This window comes from Helicobacter sp. NHP19-012 (genome assembly GCF_019703325.1).
In the GTDB taxonomy this organism is placed as follows: Bacteria; Campylobacterota; Campylobacteria; order Campylobacterales; family Helicobacteraceae; genus Helicobacter; species Helicobacter gastrofelis.
This window is the reverse complement of the sequence record NZ_AP024821.1, coordinates 1-19,511: the sequence shown is the minus strand read 5'-3', so window position 1 is coordinate 19,511 and position 19,511 is coordinate 1. Positions and strand designations below refer to the sequence as shown.

Here is a 19,511-nt window from a genome sequence, read left to right as displayed (position 1 = left end):
CAAAGTTGTTTAAAAAGTCTTGCGGGCTTGAAAACACATGGGTAAAATATTCTTGTCCATCAGTTTTAAATTTTTCTATGTGTTTTTATGTTCTTCTGCGGCATAAAAGTCTTTGTCTGTGCCATTGATGATTTCAAATAGAGCAATCACTTCTGTATTAGTTTTGGACAAAATGGTATCTATGAGCTTGACTTGTTTGAAGCTGTGCTGTGGAGTGTTGTTTTCAAAAAATGGAGCGAGCATGCCATGGACACTTTGGATTTGGGCTTTTGTGTGGTGTTGATGGTGGGGGATTGTTGTGTTTTTGGTGTATTAAAGCGTTCTTGTGTTTTCTCAATCAAGACAAGCAAGTCTTGCATGTGGGCAAAGGCTAGAGTGAAGTAGTCGTGTCCACAGACTTGGCAGTATTTGGTGTAGTCTTGGTAAAGCTGCATCACTTCTAATTGTCCATCAACTAAGGGCGGGGCTCTAAATTGGACAATGAGAGCTTTGCTGTCTTTAGTGGGGACAATCTGCTCTATGGTGGCAAGGGGGATGCTAAAGGGATCGCCCTCTTTATCTTTTAACACTAAATCTACATGCTTGTGCAGACAGTCATTAAGGATTTTAATGTCTTTTTTACTGAAGTATTTGAGTCTGGGGACTTTGGCATTTTCTAGAGCTTTTTCTAGCTCTTGCATGGCGGGGTTTATGACAACTTCAAAGGTGTAGCCTAATACCCTAGCTCCCCTTTCTCTTGCTTTGTTTTTGATGACTTTAACTGACTTGTAGGGAGGTTCAAAGTGACTTAGTTTTTTGGTTTTTTGGGTGAGTTGTTTAAGTATGGGGTTTAATATGCGATTATCGATGTCGCCGACTTTAAATTTAGGAGGAATGCCCATAAAATCGCGGAAACCTTGTAAGTTGCTCTCATAGACACAGACTTTAAAAACCCCGTTCTTGTCTGTGGCATGTTTAAAACGCTCCAAAAGTCTAAATAAATTCTTAGCATACTTACCACTGATGTCTAAAAAAGTTTGCAGTTGCATGGTGGTGAAGTTCGCTTCTAAGTCGTTTAGTAAGTATGTGAAGTAGGGGTCATTGACCTGTATGTCTAGGTACTCAACATTTTTATTTTTATCAAGCTTCATAGTAAAACGCCTAAAAAACATGACCTTGTCAACCAGCATTGATTGATCGGGTAAATATTTGATGGCATCAAAGTTTGCTCCAGCTATGTTGTTAAATAGCTGTTTGACTGCCTTATACAACTCTTTGTTGTTCATTTTTAAGTCACCCGCCAGAATCTTTAACTCTTGGTGAGTAAAACGGATCACCGTGTCTTTTTTGTCTTTTAGGCGATTAAAAAGGCTAAAGAATAGATTGTTTTCCAATTCACCTAGCATGCCTAGATTAACTTTGTAGATGTTGTTATGCATCACAACTTGCTTAGGATTAGCTATTCTTGTATTTTTGGCTAAAACGGGGGTGTATTCTATATCCTCCCCTGTTAGATTTTCTGTTTTGTTGGGTGCTTTTGGGGTTTTAGCCACTAAGCCTAGTTGTGGCTCTTGTTGTAAAGTTTCTTTGGCCACTTCTTGGGAAATGTGCGCTAGTAGTGAGGTTTGTGGAGTATTTTTGGGATTGTCCACTTCAGTTGGGGCAACTTGGGCAACTTCTGTGGGCGGTGTGGGGATTGTTTGCGTAGTTGAGGGATTATAGAATGATGCATTTTCTCTTTTTGCACCCTCCGTCCATCCCTCCGTCCATGTGGTTAGGGCAGTGCATATATGCTCAATGCAGTCTTTAATGCCATCATCGCAACTTTTATGGATGTCGGGGCGTGTGTTTGTGGTTTTGAGCCTTTCCATGCCATCCATGATGCCGATGAAGTGTTTGATATTTTTAATTGCTTCTTTAGAAGTGTCTAGATCACCTATGTCGCCCTGATCCCATTCATTCTCGTGTTCTAGAATGAAGTTTACAATCTCTTTTAGCTTCTCTGTCTTTTGGGCTAGGATAAATTCATACAGTTCGGTGCTTTTGTCTGTTTCATGCTCTAGCACTGTAAGTGCATCAATGTCGTATTTTAGGTTTCTTACATGCCCGTATAGAGGATTTTTATTATCCATTTTGATAGTTTTTTTCTTTTAAGGTTTTGTGCCAAATTGGCGGGATTATGTCGCATTTATTAAAATTTGTCAAGTAAAACGGAATTTGTCCATGTTAAACCCTAGGTTTTGCGGAATTTGTCCATGTTAAACCCTAGGTTTTGCGGAATTTGTCCATGTTATCAGCGGAATTTGTCCATGAAACCCCCTTCGCCATACATTATATATCTTAAAAAGAATCTAAAAAACTAATTTTTTAAAAACCGCGTGCGGGTGCGCTTGCCCGTGTTACATATTTCTTTTGTGAAAAAAAAATTTTTAAGTTTTGTTGAAAAGTTGGTTGAGTGGGTTTAAGGTAAGCCAAGCTGACGCTTGGCATCTATATTGCTCTTGGGGGCAAACCCCAAACCCCCAAGAGAGGGTTTTGAAGTGAGAGATGAGTTTGTTTTGTGGTTTTATGGTGTCATTGCAGTAAAGAGAGATTTTTGGTTTAAAACACTAAAAACACCCCTGCAATAAAATGGCTTGGGGAGTTCTAAAATGAGAATCTGCGTTTAAAAGGCCGTAGGACGCTTTCTTGGGTTAAAGAGTGTTTGGTATGGGTTAGGGGTAAAGTGTTGGTTGTGGGGGCTTTTAGGGGGCTAGGATAGGATATACAGACAAGAGGTAAAACTCGCAATGGACAATCTACACCTAAAAACCACCCAAAATAGCTTTTTTAGAGTTTTGCATGTAGGACTTTGGAGCTTTGGAGTGGCAATGGGGTTACTTTTTTGGAGTGCTTGCAGTTTTTTGGGATAATGGTGTTTGTTTGGGGTTATTTAGGATTGTTTAAAGAGAGTGAAACAAAGCACTAAAGTGAATATAGCATTTAAATGGCTTTTAAAGGGTCGTAGAGCGAAAGGTTAGGGGTTGGGAGTATCAAACTATGGTTTTGGTGTTAAAAGCGATTGTGGGGGAATGTGAGAGCTTTAGAAAACAATGCTTGAAAAAATTAAGACAAGATAACTGCAACAGCTCGAATTGCCAACATGTCCCTGCACAGATGATAGATGTGATTATGGGGTTGTATGATAATCAGCTAATGCCATCGAAATTACCCTTATCAATCTATGATTTAAGTAGAAACTAATATGTTTTGTGATAGAGTTAGCCAAATTCGGTGTGGATTTCCACCACCTTCGGGTTTCGCCCGGAGGGTTCTGCGATCATTTATCCTAGTTGCTTTTCTTTGCACTATTTTCTATCTCTGTGTTGAGTTCGGGTTGGATCGCTTGGAGCAAATCTTCTAGAAATCTGTCTATCGTGCTGGGACTTAGACCTATAGGTTTTAGGTTTTTAAGTCTTGTGGTGATGTATGGGAACACATATTTATGTCCATATCTAACCTTCAAAATATTTTCCCAATGGTAGCATCTGTTGCGCAGAATCTGCAACAGGTTTAACACTGCGTCTACTTTGTAAGCATTTATGTTCTCAACCTTTTTGCGCTCCAAATATGCATTGCTTGCATTGCTTTTGTCGTATTTGCTAAAGTCCATACTGCTCAAATCGAGTATTGTATTCTGCAGTTTGCTCTCTTTAATGATGCGGATGATGGTGCCTAGTGAAAAGCGCGAAAGATATTGAGAGTGTTTCAATCCTCGATTAGCATCTTTTTTACCTCTTTCTCTCTTTTCTATCTCAAGCCTTGCGTGGTCTATTATTACAGCTACTCTTTTTTCTTCTTCGCTCTCATTGAGTGGATTTACAATCCAATCTGGATTTTTCTTTTTCATCTCAATGTCTAGGATATTTCTCAGACAAATTTCAATAGTGGCTAGGTGTGGAGTGATTTGAGCAATGAGTTGTAAGTTTCTAAAATGTTCCTCAGTGCTTGTGTAAGACTTTAGGCGTTCTGCAGACAGAAGATTTTGAACTGCTCTTTTCATGAAAGCAACTTCCTTATCGTTTTTGTGTTAATGCTTTTAGTTTAAAGCAGTTTTTTGAAAGTGAGCTAATACGGTAAGATGGATTTATTCCAATGGAGTGTATCTCTCGCTATCTGTGTTTTATGCAATTTTTCAAACCAACAGATGCGCCACTAGGGCTCCAAAGACTTGAAATGGGTGCTTTAGGTTAAAATGGGGTATAGAAGTACAAACATCAAGCGAATTTGAAAAGTAGCTAGAAAATCTAAAAGACCTAAAGGGGCGCAGTGCGGTTGTGCGCCGCTTGCGGACTTTAGAAAGTGGGCATTTTGGCGATCATAAGCACATCACGGGTCAAATCTTTGAGATGTGTATCCATATAGGCGCAGGCTACCACCTTTATGTGGCTAAAAGGGGAGAGGTGTTGGTGATTTTACTGTGGAGCGCCGTGCAGTAGCGCGCTTAAGGCGATAAGAGCACACAACAAAAGGATATAATCAAGGCACAAAAAATCTTGAAGGATTATCCATGTCCGTAACCTTTAAACCCTTTAATGCAGCTGAGTTCTTAGACTCCGATCAAGTGCGCTTAAGTTATCTTAGAGCTGTTTTAGAGAATGGCGACATAGCAGAACTTAAAGATACTCTAGCGGTTATTGCTGAGTCTAAAGGCATTGACTTACCCCCTTTTGAGGGAGATGCTCTTGAGTTTGCAAGAGTTTTAAAGAAATTAGGTTTTGGGTTGCAGTCTTTGGATGAGATGCAAAAGGTACAGAAACAAAACACTGCCTAAATTCCCCACATAGGGGCTTTAACTTCCCTTTAACACGAAAAATTGCTGTAGGGTGTTGAGTGGGTGCAATACCCAAAAGCCCCCAAACCCCCAAGAGAGGGTTTTGAAGTGATAATTAGCTTGTTTTGTGGGTTTATCACGCCATAAAACATCAAAAACGCCCCTACAATATCAAAGAATGGCTAAAAAATGGTTTGAGGAATTCTAAAATGAAAATTGATATTTAGAAGCCCATAAAACGCCTTCTTGGGTTAAAAGGAAAGGTATAAAGAAAGGTACAACAGAGAAAGAAGCGGACTAGACAAGTGGATATAGCCATAGAACGCAACGCTATAAAACTGCTCGGAATTAAGGAGTTCATCTTGGGGCATGATCGACCCCCCTCAAACTTTTTACACTAAGATGAGCGATGACTATTTTTCTCAATCACCTCAATGGTTTTTTTCATCACTCCTAGGTTTTTATACAAATCCCTATCCCCAATGACATAAAACTCTTCTTTGGCTCTTGTGGCAGCGACATTGACAATATTAGGCTCACCCACCGCCCAAGCCGCCGCTCCCTTAGAGTTTTCATCAGCCCCCAAGACAAAATACACAATCTTGGCTTCTTTGCCTTGAAAGGTGTGCACCGTGCCGACATCTCTTTTATGTTTAAAACCTAAATCCTTTAAAGACTCTGCGAGCTTAAAGGCAACATTTCTAAAAGGTGAAATCACATAAATCGCGTCTTTGTTTTCTTTGTCTTTAATGCCCTCTGGGGTTGCTTTCAGTTCTGGGTTTTCTTGCAATTTTGCTTCAATCAGCTCTTTTAAAAAATTTGCTTGCTCTAGCACAAATTTATTGTCAGCACGCCCCTTGACATCGTAAAATTGTGCTTTGCCCAAAGATTTATCTTTATCCTTGCCTTGCACCATTAAGCCATCATAAGAAATAGCATTAGATATATCAAACATGGGGCTGTTGCAACGCCTGTGCACCCATAAGGGGATACCAATATAACTCTTGTCTTGTTTTTGGTAACCATAGGGGCTGATATAGTCCATGATGCTTTGCACAGAGGTTTCATAGCTTAAAAAGTGTTCTGTTACATTGTATTTTCTAGCAATGATATTAAGCATGCTTGGGTGCAAACTAAGCACAGGCTTGATTTGCGAAGGATCACCCACAGCCATGACCTTTTGACTTCTAAAGAGTGCGCCCACACAACTTTGGGGCACGGCTTGTCCTGCCTCATCAATGAACAGATTGCCGACAAAATCTGTTTCTTTACCCAAAGCATTGAACATGCGCTGAAAACTGGCAAAAGTGGTGCTGATGACAGGGATAGCTAGATTAATCCAATGAAAAGCCCCTTTCAATAATTCTTTGCCATTTTCCTTGTCTTTAAGTTTATAGGCATTGCCCCATATGTCTTTGGCATTTTTAAGATTGTCTAAATTGTCCAGTAAAAATTGCTTTTTTACCCCTAAAGCTAATAAAAAGAGTTGGCTTTGTAATTTTCTAAAGTCGGCATTGAACCAAGGGTTAGACTTTTGCAAATCCTCATAAGAGAGCGAAAAATCTAGGGGATTAATGGTATTGTCTTGGGTGTTTGACAAATGGGTTATTCTTTGTCCTAAGTTCTCTAAATTCTTAGTGCCTTGTGTGACAAACTGCTTAAAATTTTCTTGTAAGTTTTGTTGCTCTTGGTCTATGTTTAAAGCTTGTAACCGTTGTAATTCTGTCAAAAGGCGGTTGTAGTGGGCTTGTTTTTCTTTCTTTTGTTGGACAAAATCCTTGAGGTTTTCTAGAATTTGTTGTTCTTGTTCTGTTTGCAATCTAAAACTAGGGGTTTTAAAGACCCGAGCAAAGAAGCTGGGCTTGTTAGACTCTAAGACTCGTTGTTCTTCTCTTAAAGTTTGCAAATGCGTGTCTATGCTAGACAAATGCATTTGGATTTGCCCCATTTCTTGTGTTAAGGCTTGTTTCTTTGTTTCTATATTGGTTTTACTATGTTCTAGCTCATAGAGCTTTGCATCCAATTCATTCTTTCTTCTAGTTTTAGCACTTTCAAAGTCTTTAGTTTTGGCAATGTATTCTTGTCGTAAATAGCTTAACTCAGTCAAGCTTTGACTATACGCTTGCATTCTTTGACGCTTTTGATTTACATGGTGGTAGAGAGCTAAAAAAGCTTTGTAAATGTCAAAGCAATCTTCAGTGTCGTTATCACCATCTTGAAAATCTAGAATATCTAAAAAATCTATATCAACGGGGAAATGCGCTTTGATATAAGCTTTGAGCAATGTTTGGCATGCATGTTTTAAATCCTTTTCATTTTGCAAGTCTTGTAAAGTTTCTACCATTGCTTCTATTTTTTCTAATAGTTTTTAATATTGGCGGATGCCCCGCCTTCAAGCGCAAACAAACCCCAGTTTTGTTCCCCTTCATTGTTAGCCACTTTTGAAAAGTAGTCTATTTTTTCTGCCAACTCTTTAAACTCGTTTGAGATTTCTTTGCTTTTGGGCAACTCTTTGACAATGTTTTGCACCGCTCCATTGTTAGAGCTAGCCACTAAAATGTTTTTATCCGCTATATTCTTGGGTAAAAGACCCAACTCAGCCATCTCCGTTTTAGACAACTTGCAATTAACATGGCTTTTAATGGTCTTATCTTTTAATTGCACAATCTCATAGGCTTGACGCACCACAAGCTCAGCAAAAATGTCTTTTAAAAGCGTGGTTTTGCCCGTGCCTGGCGGTCCATTGACACTTCTTAAAGGTTCATTGTTTTCATCTAGGGCAATGTTTAAAGCCACTTGTTGCATGAAAGAGAGGGCGTATTTGCTGTCCGCCACAAAACGCCCCAAAGGGTAGTTTTTAGGGGCTAAAATCTCGTGAAACAAACTGGGGTTAAAGTTAGGTGAGCTGCTTTTGCTGTCACAATTCTTTTTGGCTTTATTGGATTTGCTAAAGTAAGTGGTGAGATTTTTATTGTTTAGAGTCTTGGCTATCTGTAGATCTTTGATAAAAAAAGAATGTAAATTAGTGAGTTCTGTGTCTATATTTTTGAGCAAAGCAAATCTAAAATTGTCCTTATCTACTTTATATTTTTCATAGAGATCTAGAAAGGTTGCATCAAACCCTTGTTCCTCAAATTGTATCTGCAATGCATGCTTAAGCTCTTTTTCATGGGCTTGCATGTCTTCTGTAAGATCCCCATTTTCACGCACATAAGCACTCATTGTGTAAAAAGTCTTGTCTTCTACAAAACTTAAGTCTTTGTCGAACACAAGAGCCAAACTGAACTTATCACCTTTAACGATGTCGTCATTGTCATCCTCAGCCTGGATGTTGTATTTTTCTCTAAAAATTTGCACGATTTCCTCAAAGGCAAAAATCCCAAAGTAACACACAAGTCCTACTTTCCTATCGTCTTGTATTTTTTGTCTATCTTTGAATGCTTGCAACTCATTTAAAAAATATTGCTTGTAGTCTTTTTGATCGGGCAACTCAAAGTCAAGTGTGCCAAGGGGTTTTAGCTTTTTGTCTCTTTTGTCAATATCCCCCTCACCTAAATATTCCACAATAGTATAGGCATCTAAGATATTTTCTTTGAGATTTTGCACCGCTCTTATATTCCTAAAATTTGGTTTTGCGCTAAATCCTAGTAGTCTAGCAAATATAGGCTAATGTGTTAGATACACTTGCTTGGGTGAGTTGCTTAGAGCGCTGAAAAGAATCGCCAAGTTAAGCAGTTGTGGTTTTTTGGGTGTTTTAAAAAATTTTTGAAAGTGCAATTTTCTAGGGTTTTTGGACTGATTTGGACTTTTTGTGGCTCATTTCTTTGGATTTCTGCATTTTGAGCTAGTTGTTTTTTCAACTGGCGGTTCTCTTTTATCACTTTATTTTTTTCTTTTCTAAGCTCTGCGTTCTCTTTGACTAAAATTTTGATCTGCTCCAAGGGGTCATGTTCCATGGCTCTATTTTCCTGTTCTGCTGCGTGGGCTGGATTGTTTATGGGGGATTGAGATTGAATGAGACGAAGTAGACCATCACTTAACCCTAACAGCTCGCTTATTTTTTTTATTATGAAACTTAGGATTGCCCCCAAAATAGAACTTGAGCCTTGAGGGTCAGTAAAATCGTTTCCTTTTTGAAAGGAAGTTAAATTTGAGTTTGAGCTTGGAAGTTCAATAGAGCCGTTTTCTTTTTGACAAGCAATATGGTCTAAGATTTCTTGCATGACTTTTCTATTGCGCTCGATACAAGCTGTGAGCATGTCGATGATTTCTTATCTTTTCTGCCACTCTGCTTGTTGTAAGATGCGTTGGTTGTCATAGGCAATGCAAGAGTCAATGAGTTTCTCTCGGCTGTAATACTTTAAACGCTGGCGGTCTTTGGAGCTTGGGGCTTGGCGGTCTAGCAGAGCTTGGCGGTCTTGGACTTGCTGTTTAAGGTCTTGGTTTTCTTGCTCTAGCTCTTGGCTTTTCTGTTGGCGGTCTTTGATCTGTTGCTCTAGGTTGGCTATGTTAGCTTTTAGATCGGCGATGCTAATGCCCTTTTGTTTGAGAGCCCTTAAATCTCGGTAGTCTTGGGGAGTGTAAAGCTTGTTGTCGCCCAGCTCTTTGTTGATGGCGATCCACTCTTTGACATGGGCTTCTATGATCTGCTTACACTCGTTGAAACTCAAAAGCTGGGGCTTGGGATTGGGGGCAATTTGCTGGCAGATGGTGTTTAAAGCTTGGTGTTCTTGCTCTTGGGCTTCTTTAAGCTGGGCTATTTCAACTCTTAGGGGGCTGGCTTTCTCTTGCATTGTCTTGGCATAGACTCTAGGCTCAATGCGCTTTCTGTAAGTGCCCTTTATAATCAGCTTGTGGTTGCTGTCGTATTTGTTGTTCTTATACTGCCCCCGCTCCATATCCAAAATCTGTGCCACTTCTGTCTGTATGCGCTCAAAAGCCGCCCGCTCGCTCTTAAAAGGCACGCCATCTTTGCTGATCTTGCGCATAAGGCTCTTGCCCGTGTCGGGGTGCAACATGACAAACTCCATGTGGGCGTGATGGTTAATGTGCGTTTGCCCAGTGCCCTCATCAATGTACCCCTCATCTCGGTGTATGGCAATTTGGTAGCATTGAAACCCATAGTGGTCTTTAAAGTGCTTGGAGATCTTATCTAGGTCTGCCATGGTGCTCGTGTCTTTGAGATTAACGACAGCACTCCAAAGGTAATTTGTGGCTTTAAAAGGCTGGTTAAACTTTTGCTTGTAATGCTCTTTGGCTTGGGCAATGAGCTGTTCTCTCTTAGCTAGAGCTTCCTTAGCTTTTATGGGGCACTCTATGTCTAGCCCTTTATTGACCAGCAAGTAAGTGGGGGGGCGTGTGCGATCGTTGTGCTCTAGCTGGATTGCATTAGTGGGCTTGAAGTTGATAGAGGCAATGTTTCCCATTGAATGCATTATAGTTGTGGTTGCCTGATATTTGAAGCAACTAGCTTTGGGGTCTTTTGGTAAATGGGCTTTCTTGCTGTTTTTTTTGTCGTGGACTGAATGGTTTTAAAAGGAAGAATAAGTGAGGAAAGGATGCGCGGTTATACTATGTGAAGTGGAGGTTTCTTTAGTCTGTCTTTTGTTTAAGTTTTAGGGTTGCCTATATGGTTACTTAATATATATTTAAATCAACAAAAAATCTAGGGGTTCTAGACTGGGGGTTTTTGACTCAAAGACAGAGTGAGCAAAACAAGTTAGATTGTGGCATGCATTTTTGTTTACTCGCCCCAACCTTTACCAGAACCCCGCTGATCCTAATCCAAAGAAACGCTGATCCCCAGCTGAACCCCTTTGGGTTTTCGTTTGCTACGCTCCCCAGCTGGGGCTAAGGTTTTTTGGTCTTCGGGCGTGGGAGTTCTAGCAAAGGAAAGGCTGGAGCGGGAGAAAAACAAAAAAAATTGTATTAAGAGAGAAAGGCAGGCTTATTTGGGATTTGTTGGGGCTTGTTTGCTGGATTGGGCTTTATGGCTTAAATGGGCTTTGTATTCTGATCAGAGCTGGGGACAAGCTATTACGAAAATAGAGAAAATTAAGTTACTTTTAATTGTTTTGAGCTTTAGATTTGCTGTTGTTTATTAACATTGGTTTAGCTTATGTCACTTAAAAGTTGCTTAATAGTTACTTGGCATTTGCTTAAAGGCTTTGCATTTTGGTTTAGCTTTATGTGCCTAACTCATACCAAAATAGAAAACTTTTAAGTTGCTTTTAATTATCGCAAGTTGCATGTAAAACACGATAAATGTAAATTGATTTAACTTCGGTTACTTAATAGTAGCTTAAAAGTTGCATGATTTTGGCTTGGTATTTTGCTTAATGGAGCTTGTGGGGCAAGGGGGCAAGAGATGGCTTTTCATGGCTTTTTGGGGCTGGTGTGAGAGATATTGCCCTTTTAAATGCGGGGCAGACAGATACCAAAAACAAATCCTTTAATCCACTTAGAACAATGCCTTTTAGCGGGGACAGATAGAGCCTTTTTGCTGTAAGCGGGGGGCAGAGAGAGCTTTGTATGCGGTGTTTGCTGGCTTGAGAGTGAGCCCTTTTAATGCAGTGTGTGCTTGAGAGATGAGCTTTAATGGCAAGATGGGATAAGAGAGATATTTGCTTGGGTTACAAAATGTAGCTTTTGACAGAGCACAAAGGCAAATTAAAAGGGCTAAAATTGCTTGAGAGAGATTGCTTTTTAATGACATGTATGCCAAAGACAGATATTGCAGTGATTGCAAAAATGCCGTTTTAGACAGACCGCCTTTACAAATTAAGCAAAACGGTAGTGTCCCCCTTGCGGGGTTGCTTAATTTGAATTAAGCAACCCCCCTATAAAAGGGGGACGCTGCGCTTTGCTTTGTTTGCCCCACAGCACACCGCAAGGGTGCGCGCTAAAGCTCTGTGCTGTGGGGGAGAGAGATGGGGATTTTATGCCAAATGAGTTTGTCTGTGTCGTTTTCGGCAAAAAGGGGGATTAAGATGTTGGGTGAATTGCAAAAGTGCAGTTTTAGACAGATGCTCCAACAAATAGGCATAACAGAAGACTTAGAGGCTATTCGTATCAAAAAGCACTGCACTCCCACAAGTTGAAATATGCATTCCACTCTTTGATTTTAAAGCTTCTGATTTTAAGAGATACTGCTGTGCCTTTTGATTGCCCTCAGAATCCCCTTGTGAACCATATATGATGAACAATGCTTGATAAGTTCGTTCAAGATCAGCTCCATCAAGTCCCGTATCTATGGCTTTTTGGAGATATTTTAATGCTTTGGCATTGCTACGAGGAATGCCCAAAACAGCATTTAAGTAGGAGTGCATAATCCCTAATTGGTAATATCCCTTAGCATCTCCCAAATCTCCAGCTTTTTGGAGATATTGTATAGCTTTAGAAGCGTTTCTATCAACACCACTTCCGTATGCATATAATAAACCTAAGCCATAATAGCCCTTGGCACTTCCCATGTCTGCAGCCTTTTGAAAAAACTGTAGTGCTTTGGAATAATTTTGAGCAACGCCTTGACCTTTTGCGTACATGACTGCCAAGCCAACATAACCGTTAGCATCCCCCTTGTCTGCCGCCTTTTGGAAATATTGTGAGGCTTTGGAGTCATCTTGAAATGCACATTTTGGGTCGTGGTACATAAGTCCTAGGTTATAATCACCCTCAGCACTCCCCTTATCCGCCGCCTTTTGAAAAAATTGTAAAGCTTTGGAGGCATCTTTTTTAAAATACTCGCCATAGCCTTGTTTGTATACAGTTCCTAGATTATTGTAAGCTTCAGCACTCCCCATGTCTGCAGCTTTTTGGATGTATTGCAATCCCTTTGAAAAATCCTGAGCAACTCCACGACCATTAGTGTACATAATCCCTAAATCGTTGTAAGCTTCAGCACTCCCCATGTCTGCGGCTTTTTGGAAGTATTCTAATGCTTTTGCATAACTTTTTTGGTTGAAGTAAGTTTCAGCCGTTTTGAGGTATTCTTTTGCATCATTTGCATGGCAAATCCCCAAACTCATCAAGAGAGCAACAAAAACTAAAAAAGCATATTCACGCAACATTACTTTGGTACTAGAAAAAGTTGTAATCACCCTACACAAAAGCCAAGACATACACACAATCCTTTCTTAATTGCTATAGCATCTTAATTGCCATAGCAGACAGACTAACTAATACATTGTAACATAAAAGCTTGTTAGGTATCGTTACATAGAGCGGAGCTTAATTGGCCTTTATGGGCAATTTAGACAATGACTTTTTGGCTGTATTTTTCTATCCACTCTTTCGGATGTAGAGAAAAACTCTGTGCTGTGAGGAAGAGAGATAGACTACTTGTTTTTAGATTAGCCCAAGCCATATTAAAATTTTTCTTGTATGATTTACATAAATCGCATGTGATTGTGCTAGAATCTAGGCAATTTTTTTATCCACAGGTGCTCATGAAAACACACGCCGTTTTTGCCTTCTCTCTCTCTCTCTCTCTCTCTCTAATAACCTCTCTAAACGCTTTTGAAGGGATTAATCCCTCTTCACAGCAAGATGGTAGTGCTAATCCTTCACTGCAACAAGGTGAAGGGATTAACCCTTCGTTACAACAAGGTCTAGTTAGACAAGCCAATCCGGGGACTTCGCCCGCTTGTATCAGGGCACAAAAATTTTCTGATGCCTATAGCAGATCTTTGTTAAGACCCTACAACACCTACGACGAGGATGACTCAGGGTCAGGTTTATTTTCTTTAATGGTGCTTTTTAGCGCGGCTTCGGTGTGTGAAACCCACGAAATTCAGTTAAGCCCCGATGTGCAAAAAGGGCTTATGGCCCAGAGCGAGCAACAATACAAACAAGCCTTTGATGCGTTTTTAGCCGCAGACAGAGCAGGGGATATGTTTGGCAGTGCCCTTTTGGGGGGATTGTATGCAGAGGGCAAGGGAGTGGAAAAAAACACAGCAAGGGCAGAGACCTACTTTAACAAGGTCCTCAGCAATGCTGCGGTGAAAGATTCTGCCGTGAATTACAAGACTTCTTACTATGCATGGCATGGGGCGGATTTTATGCACTCCTCAGTGGCTCTAGCACGGATCACCGCACGGTTAGGCCTTGCACAAATCTATGAAAAAACAAACCCCAAAGAGTCCTTTAAGTTGTATCGGCTCATTCTAAGAAACATCGGGGCAAATTGGGGAACCACGACTTCAGGGCAGTTACTCAATGCGGTAACGCTAGGGTTTGGTTACTCTATGGCCTCTCGTGCCATCAATTTAAAAGCCCTTGACCCTTCAGCCACTAAAGACCCCTATGCCAAGCAGCTCATCAGCATTGCCCTTTATAAAATTGGCATGGCGTATAAAGAGGGCAGAGGGACGCATGTGAAACGCAAAAAAGCCATTGAGTTTTTAGAAAAGGCGCGGGATTTTGGCAATCAAAAGGCGATTGAAGCATTGCGGGGCTTATTATAAATTTAGTAGGAAGAAAAGATGGGTGCTTTAGTAAAAAAATGGGTTGTTTGTTTTTGTTTGGCTTTATTTGTGATGGCACGCTTAGGGGCAGAGACAGCAGGCGATGATTTGGTGCAACTTGGCATGCAGGCGGAGGCAAAAAAACAATATGCACAAGCTTACCAAGCCTACAGCCAAGCTTACGATCAAAAGAACAATTTAGGCACCGCTCTTTTAGCGAATTTGCTGATGAAGGGGCTTGGGTGCAAGGCTGATCCCTTTAAGGCAAGGATGTTGTTTGAGGGGGTGCTCAAAGGAGAGGGCTTGGTGTATATGCAAAACAACACGGACAATAACTTTGCTGCAAGTTTGATGTCTAGTTTAGGGCTTGCTGATATAGAGCAACAGGGTCTAGGTGTGCCAAGAGATCCTAAAAAAGCCTTAAAAGACTACAGAAAAATCATTTTAGGTTTAGGCACAAGCGGGCAAGCTACGCTAGCGAGCGAAAAAAGCCCAGTCTTGGGACTTGTGGGAATCCTTGTGGCCTCCCCTTTTGCCCACACGATTAACCTTGGCCGTTTAAAAGTGGGACAATTTAAGAAATACCCTATCACAAGGAAAGTGGTTGGGGTGGTACTCTACAGAATTGGCATGGCTTATAAAGAAGGGATTGGCACCTCTGTTAAGAAAAAGAAAGCCCTAAAATTCCTCAATAAAGCTGTGGAGTTTGGCAATGAGGAGGCGATGGGGGCTGTGGAAGCGTTAAGGTAGGTTTATATCTTGGATACAAGGATGGTAGATGAAAAGCGTGTTTAAAAGATTGGTTGGTGTGGTTTTACTTGGTGCGGTTTGTGTGGGGGGTGTGTATGCAAATGGAGAAGCGGATCAGTATTTTGACATTGCGAATAAGGCTTATGGTGAAAAGAATTACGCAAAAGCTTTAGAGTACTTCCAAAAAGCGGCAGACATGGGAAATGCTGATGGGTATAACAACTTAGGGTCGATGTATGCAAATGGTACAGGTGTCCCTCAAGACTACAAAAAAGCCATGCAATACTACCAAAAAGCTGGGGATATGGGGAATGCTAGCGCATATGCCTCTTTAGGTTTTATGTACCGTGATGGCAAAAGTGTTGCTAAAAACACTAAAAGCACAAAAAACACAGAAGAAGCCCTTTTAGACAACTTATTATATGCTCCAGGACAAAAAGAAGCGGCTAAAGCCCTGCAATACTTCCAAAAAGCAGCAGATATGGGGAATGCTGAAGGGTTTTTAGGCTTGGCTAGCATGTATCAAATGGGATGGGGTGTAGTGCAAGATGAACAAAAGGAGAGAAGTTATGAACAAAAAGCTTGTGATATGGGCAATAGCGATGCTTGCGATGCTCTAGCTAAGTCTCATCCCTAAAGTATTTTAAACAACCGAAAAGTGAAAGTTCAACATAAGGATCACAGAGTGGCAAGTGTGTTTCAAAGATTAATGGGTGTGGTGTTCATCAGTGCCACTTGTTTAGGGGGCGTGGGGGTCAGCGATCAAGTGAAGCAAACCCTTGATTTGGCAAGAAAGGCGTATATGGCCGGCGATTATGCTAAGGCTTTAGAGTACGACCAACAAGCCGCCAAAATGGGGAGTGCTCGGGCTTATGTCAATTTAGGGGATTTGTATAAACTGGGCGATGGGGTAAAAAAGATATGGCAAAAGCCACACAATACTACCAAAAAGCAGCAGACATGGGAGATGCGCGTGGTTATATCGGCTTGGGCAACATGTCTCAATTTGTCCAAAAAGACCATCAAAAAGCCATGCAATACTACCAACAAGCCGCTAAAATGGGGAGTGCTTTGGCCTATAGAATCTTGTGGCAGATGTATGAACTTGGCCAAGGTGGGGTAAAAAGAGATACGGTTAAAGCCACACAATACTATCAACAAACCATGCAAGCCTATAAAAAAGCAGGAGATAGTGGGGATGCTTTGGCTTATGTTAGTTTAGGGCTCATGTATTCAGAACCACATAGACCAAGCGATCACCCAGATTATCCTAAAGCCATGCAATATTTTAAAAAAGCCATAGACATGGGAGAGCCGGCGGGTTACTACGCTTTGGCTGAGATGTATCGATCCGGCCAAGGAGTTAAAGCGGATATGAAAATAGCGGGGCAATACTACCAAAAGTCTTGTGATTTGGGCTTTCAAGGGGCTTGTTGGAGGGCAAAAAGATATGGTGCCACGCCTAAAAGTGAGCCAAACCATGCAAATAACAATGAAGAGGCGGATAAGTATCTTGATATTGCACATAAAGCTTATGATGAAAAAAATTATTCTAAAGCCGTGCAATACCTCCAAAAAGCTGTAGAGATGGGGAATAGCAGTGCTTTTTATAACTTGGGGAGCATGTACGAACATGGGAAAGGTCTCTCTCAAGACTACTCCAAGGCCTTGGAGTACTACCAAAAAGCTGCAGAAAAAGGAGATAATGAAATAAAAGCTGCTGCTTATAGTAATTTGGGCTCTATGTACCAAAATGGTCGAGGCGTTGCACAAGACTATTCAAAAGCCGTTGCCTATTATTTGAAAGCCAAAGATCTTGGATATGCTGAAGCTTACCTTAACCTTGGGTATATGTTTGAGCATGGTCAAGGTGTCCCCAAGGACTATTCCAAAACTCTAGAATATTTCAAAAAGGCTATAGAGGTAGGGAATAGTGAGGCAAAAGCTGCTGCTTATAGTAATTTGGGCTCTATGTACCAAAATGGTCGAGGCGTTGCACAAGACTATTCAAAAGCTCTAGAATACTATCAAAAGTCTATAGATGCAGGTGGGGGTTCTGCTTATGTTAATCTGGGAGTCATGTACTATACAGGCGAGGGTGTTATTCAAGATTACAGAAAAGCTGCAGAATATTTTCAGAAAGCGGCAAATATGGGATATGCTGAAGCCTATAGTAGTTTGGCGTACATGTATGAAAATGGTCGAGGTATTCCAAAAAGTACTCAAAAAGCTCAAGAATATTACCAAAAAGCTTGTGATATGGGTGATAAGGATTCTTGTGCTTCCTTGGCAAAAATGCATCCTTGAAAGTTTGTTGAGAAAATGGGCTGTGTGTCGGTTATATATGGTTTTTGTTGGAGCTATAAAAGTTTGAGTCTTTAGAATATTTTACAATCTTAGATACAAGGATAGTAAAGGGGAAAAGATGGCAAGTTTTTTAAAGAGTGTGTGTCAGGCAACACTACTGGTCTCATTGTGCTTGAGTGGGGTTTATGCAGGTGGAGAGGCAGATCGGTATTTTGATCTTGCTGGAGATGCCTATAAAAACAAAGACTACTCAAAAGCTACGCAATACTTCCAAAAAGCAGCAGAAATGGGGAGTGCTAGTGCTTCTAACAACTTGGGAGTGATGTATAGAGCTGGTCAAGGCGTTGAAAAAGACTACGAAAAAGCTCTAAAATACTTCCAAAAAGCCGCAGAAATGGGGGATGCTAAGGCTTCTAACAACTTGGGAGTGATGTACAAAGTGGGTCAAGGTGTCGTCCGAGACTACTCAAAAGCTGCGCAATACTTCCAAAAAGCCGCAGAAATGGGGAGTGCTGAAGGCTATTACAATTTGGGATTAATGTATGAAAACGGTCAAGGCGTTGAAAAAGATTACTCAAAAGCCGTACAGTATTACAAAAAAGCAGCAGAAACGGGTGATGCTTTCGGTTACGATAACCTAGGAGTGATGTATAGAGATGGTCGGGGTGTTGTCCAAGACTACGCAAAAGCTCTGCAATACTTCCAAAAAGCCGTAGAAATGGAGCTTACTGATGGTTATATCAACCTAGGAGGGATGTACATGAGAGGTCGAGGCGTTGAAAAGGACTACTCAAAAGCCTTACAGAACTACCAAAAAGCTGCAGACATGGGGGATAGTTACGGTTATTTAAATCTGGGAGTGATGTATGCAAACGGTAACGGTGTGGGACAGGATAAAGAAATGGCACGGCATTACTTCCAAAAAGCTTGTGATTTAGGCAATCAAACCGGTTGTCAGTATATTAAAAATATCAAATAAGGATAGCAAATAATGAGCGTGTTAAAGAGGTTAGTTGGTCTTATGCGTTCATGTGGGCTACCACTCCGCTACGCTGCGTGGGGTTTGCCACGCCATAACAGCTCTGGCTTTTGGATGGTTATCTACAGGCGTGGCAAACGCAAGGGTTTTAATTATAAAGTTTAATTAAATTTATTAATTTTAATCAAAATTATTAATCATTTTAAATAATATTTAATGCTTAGATTTTCTCTCCATTTTCTCAAGCTCCCGCTCCATTTGCTTGTTTGCTCTATCTTGCATGCTCTCATAGTTAAAAACACTGAGCCCATTGTTGGGTTTGTCTGTGGCATAGGTATGGGCTGTTTTGATGATATCGATAGCAACCTAGCTCTTGCCATTTGGGTATGGGGACTTTGCTTAGGGGTTTTGGTCGTAAATACCTATTCTAGCTCTCTCACGCTTTTGCTCGAAAGCTATGTCTGTATTCTTGTAGGACTCTATTGACAGCGTTATACACAGAACACAAGTTGAAAGTAAGCAGTGTTTTTCTCTATCTAGTTTGGCTAGTTTGCGCAGTTGCACGGGATTCATAATGTCTTTATTCATATAGTCTTGTGTGCAGTAAAAGCTTAAGAGGGGTTAAAAATTTTAATGTTAAAATTGGCGCGTACAAATGGTGAAACTCTTAGGGACGATTTGGAGTATTAGGTTTCTTGCTTAAGGGTTGGGGAGTGTAGTGGGTGACCTCCTGTTAGGAGGTTTCACCATGCGATTGTTGCTAGCATTAGCGGTTTTAATGGTATTCGTCCCACCATTATACTAAAAACGGGGGCGAGCTCTTTTAAGGGCTCGCCCTTAACCGCTAGTGCTATTGTGCCTTAAAAACTTAAAAACACTTAAGCTAAAAATGCTCTAGGATTGCTTGGAGTGTGCTAGAACGCTAGCTTTGGTTTGTAAAGCGGCTGTGAGCAATTTTAGGCAATGGCTTTTTGGCTATATTGTTCTATCCACTGATGCAACTCTTGCATACTCTCAAATACATACACGAAATAATCAGAGGCATCACATTTGGGTACAGATTTTTTAAAGTAGTCTATGTAGATTTTTTCTTGGTAGAGTTTAGCGTTTTCTAAGTCTTTTGGGCTAGGCTCAATGAGTTTAAACAACGCCCCCACTCTTTAGTGTTAGGGCTTTTGATGTAAGTGATTAATTGTGCGGTGTTGAAGGTGTGAGATGT

Annotated in this window: 15 protein-coding genes and 2 pseudogenes; 9 read left to right on the top strand and 8 right to left on the bottom strand. The window is 40.7% G+C overall.

Annotation, left to right across the window (positions count from 1 at the left end):
- Positions 1 to 179 precede the first annotated feature (179 nt).
- Entirely contained in the window at positions 180 to 2,111 is a 1,932-nt protein-coding gene (locus tag K6J74_RS08120) for a replication initiation protein (RefSeq protein ID WP_221272677.1), read from the bottom strand.
- A 1,196-nt stretch (positions 2,112 to 3,307) separates the two neighbouring features.
- Positions 3,308 to 4,021 (bottom strand): hypothetical protein, encoded by a 714-nt coding sequence (locus K6J74_RS08115; protein WP_221272676.1) that lies wholly within the window; start codon positions 4,019 to 4,021, stop codon positions 3,308 to 3,310.
- 274 nt (positions 4,022 to 4,295) lie between these two features.
- On the opposite strand from K6J74_RS08115, the gene K6J74_RS08830 reads away from it, so the two are divergent.
- Positions 4,296 to 4,457: a hypothetical protein gene (locus K6J74_RS08830; RefSeq protein WP_260321752.1), complete on the top strand. Its 162-nt coding sequence runs from the start codon at positions 4,296 to 4,298 to the stop codon at positions 4,455 to 4,457.
- Between the two features lie 71 nt (positions 4,458 to 4,528).
- Complete coding sequence (locus tag K6J74_RS08105; protein ID WP_221272675.1) at positions 4,529 to 4,792, top strand: helix-turn-helix domain-containing protein; 264 nt, start codon at positions 4,529 to 4,531, stop codon at positions 4,790 to 4,792.
- Between the two features lie 397 nt (positions 4,793 to 5,189).
- Here the strand turns inward: K6J74_RS08105 and K6J74_RS08100 are convergent, their stop codons facing one another.
- The 4 genes from K6J74_RS08100 to K6J74_RS08085 form a co-directional block, all read right to left on the bottom strand.
- Positions 5,190 to 7,136 carry a DEAD/DEAH box helicase gene (locus K6J74_RS08100; RefSeq protein WP_221272674.1) on the bottom strand — a complete coding sequence of 649 codons (1,947 nt, stop codon included), beginning with the start codon at positions 7,134 to 7,136 and terminating at the stop codon, positions 5,190 to 5,192.
- A gap of 14 nt (positions 7,137 to 7,150) precedes the next feature.
- The gene (locus K6J74_RS08095) at positions 7,151 to 8,398 is read right to left on the bottom strand and encodes an AAA domain-containing protein (RefSeq protein WP_221272673.1); all 1,248 of its coding nucleotides are present in this window, start codon (positions 8,396 to 8,398) and stop codon (positions 7,151 to 7,153) included.
- A 95-nt stretch (positions 8,399 to 8,493) separates the two neighbouring features.
- Complete coding sequence (locus K6J74_RS08090) at positions 8,494 to 9,015, bottom strand: hypothetical protein (RefSeq protein WP_221272672.1); 522 nt, start codon at positions 9,013 to 9,015, stop codon at positions 8,494 to 8,496.
- Positions 9,016 to 9,063: 48 nt separating this feature from the next.
- The gene (locus K6J74_RS08085) at positions 9,064 to 10,218 is read right to left on the bottom strand and encodes a hypothetical protein (RefSeq protein WP_221272686.1); all 1,155 of its coding nucleotides are present in this window, start codon (positions 10,216 to 10,218) and stop codon (positions 9,064 to 9,066) included.
- A gap of 447 nt (positions 10,219 to 10,665) precedes the next feature.
- Between K6J74_RS08085 and K6J74_RS08080 the strand changes: the two genes are divergently transcribed.
- Positions 10,666 to 10,896 (top strand): hypothetical protein, encoded by a 231-nt coding sequence (locus tag K6J74_RS08080; RefSeq protein WP_221272685.1) that lies wholly within the window; start codon positions 10,666 to 10,668, stop codon positions 10,894 to 10,896.
- Positions 10,897 to 11,847: 951 nt separating this feature from the next.
- Here K6J74_RS08080 and K6J74_RS08075 read toward each other — a convergent pair.
- Positions 11,848 to 12,912 (bottom strand): tetratricopeptide repeat protein, encoded by a 1,065-nt coding sequence (locus K6J74_RS08075; RefSeq protein ID WP_221272684.1) that lies wholly within the window; start codon positions 12,910 to 12,912, stop codon positions 11,848 to 11,850.
- Between the two features lie 567 nt (positions 12,913 to 13,479).
- Between K6J74_RS08075 and K6J74_RS08070 the strand changes: the two genes are divergently transcribed.
- From K6J74_RS08070 to K6J74_RS08050, 6 genes and pseudogenes are all read left to right on the top strand, one after another.
- On the top strand, positions 13,480 to 14,256 hold the full coding sequence (locus K6J74_RS08070) for an SEL1-like repeat protein (protein ID WP_221272683.1): 777 nt from the start codon (positions 13,480 to 13,482) through the stop codon (positions 14,254 to 14,256).
- Positions 14,257 to 14,862: 606 nt separating this feature from the next.
- A pseudogene (locus K6J74_RS09050) lies at positions 14,863 to 15,006 on the top strand (sel1 repeat family protein); the annotation flags it as partial.
- A 28-nt stretch (positions 15,007 to 15,034) separates the two neighbouring features.
- Positions 15,035 to 15,643, top strand: a complete 609-nt coding sequence (locus K6J74_RS08060; RefSeq protein WP_221272681.1) for a tetratricopeptide repeat protein — start codon at positions 15,035 to 15,037, stop codon at positions 15,641 to 15,643.
- Between the two features lie 269 nt (positions 15,644 to 15,912).
- A pseudogene (locus K6J74_RS08930) lies at positions 15,913 to 15,969 on the top strand (hypothetical protein); the annotation flags it as partial.
- Positions 15,967 to 17,313, top strand: coding sequence for an SEL1-like repeat protein (locus K6J74_RS08055; RefSeq protein WP_347709920.1), 1,347 nt, complete (start codon positions 15,967 to 15,969; stop codon positions 17,311 to 17,313). The pseudogene K6J74_RS08930 and the gene K6J74_RS08055, both read left to right, overlap by 3 nt.
- Before the next feature lie 118 nt (positions 17,314 to 17,431).
- On the top strand, positions 17,432 to 18,292 hold the full coding sequence (locus tag K6J74_RS08050) for an SEL1-like repeat protein (protein ID WP_221272679.1): 861 nt from the start codon (positions 17,432 to 17,434) through the stop codon (positions 18,290 to 18,292).
- Positions 18,293 to 19,248: 956 nt separating this feature from the next.
- Here K6J74_RS08050 and K6J74_RS08045 read toward each other — a convergent pair.
- Positions 19,249 to 19,440, bottom strand: coding sequence for a hypothetical protein (locus tag K6J74_RS08045; protein WP_221272678.1), 192 nt, complete (start codon positions 19,438 to 19,440; stop codon positions 19,249 to 19,251).
- Positions 19,441 to 19,511 lie beyond the last annotated feature (71 nt).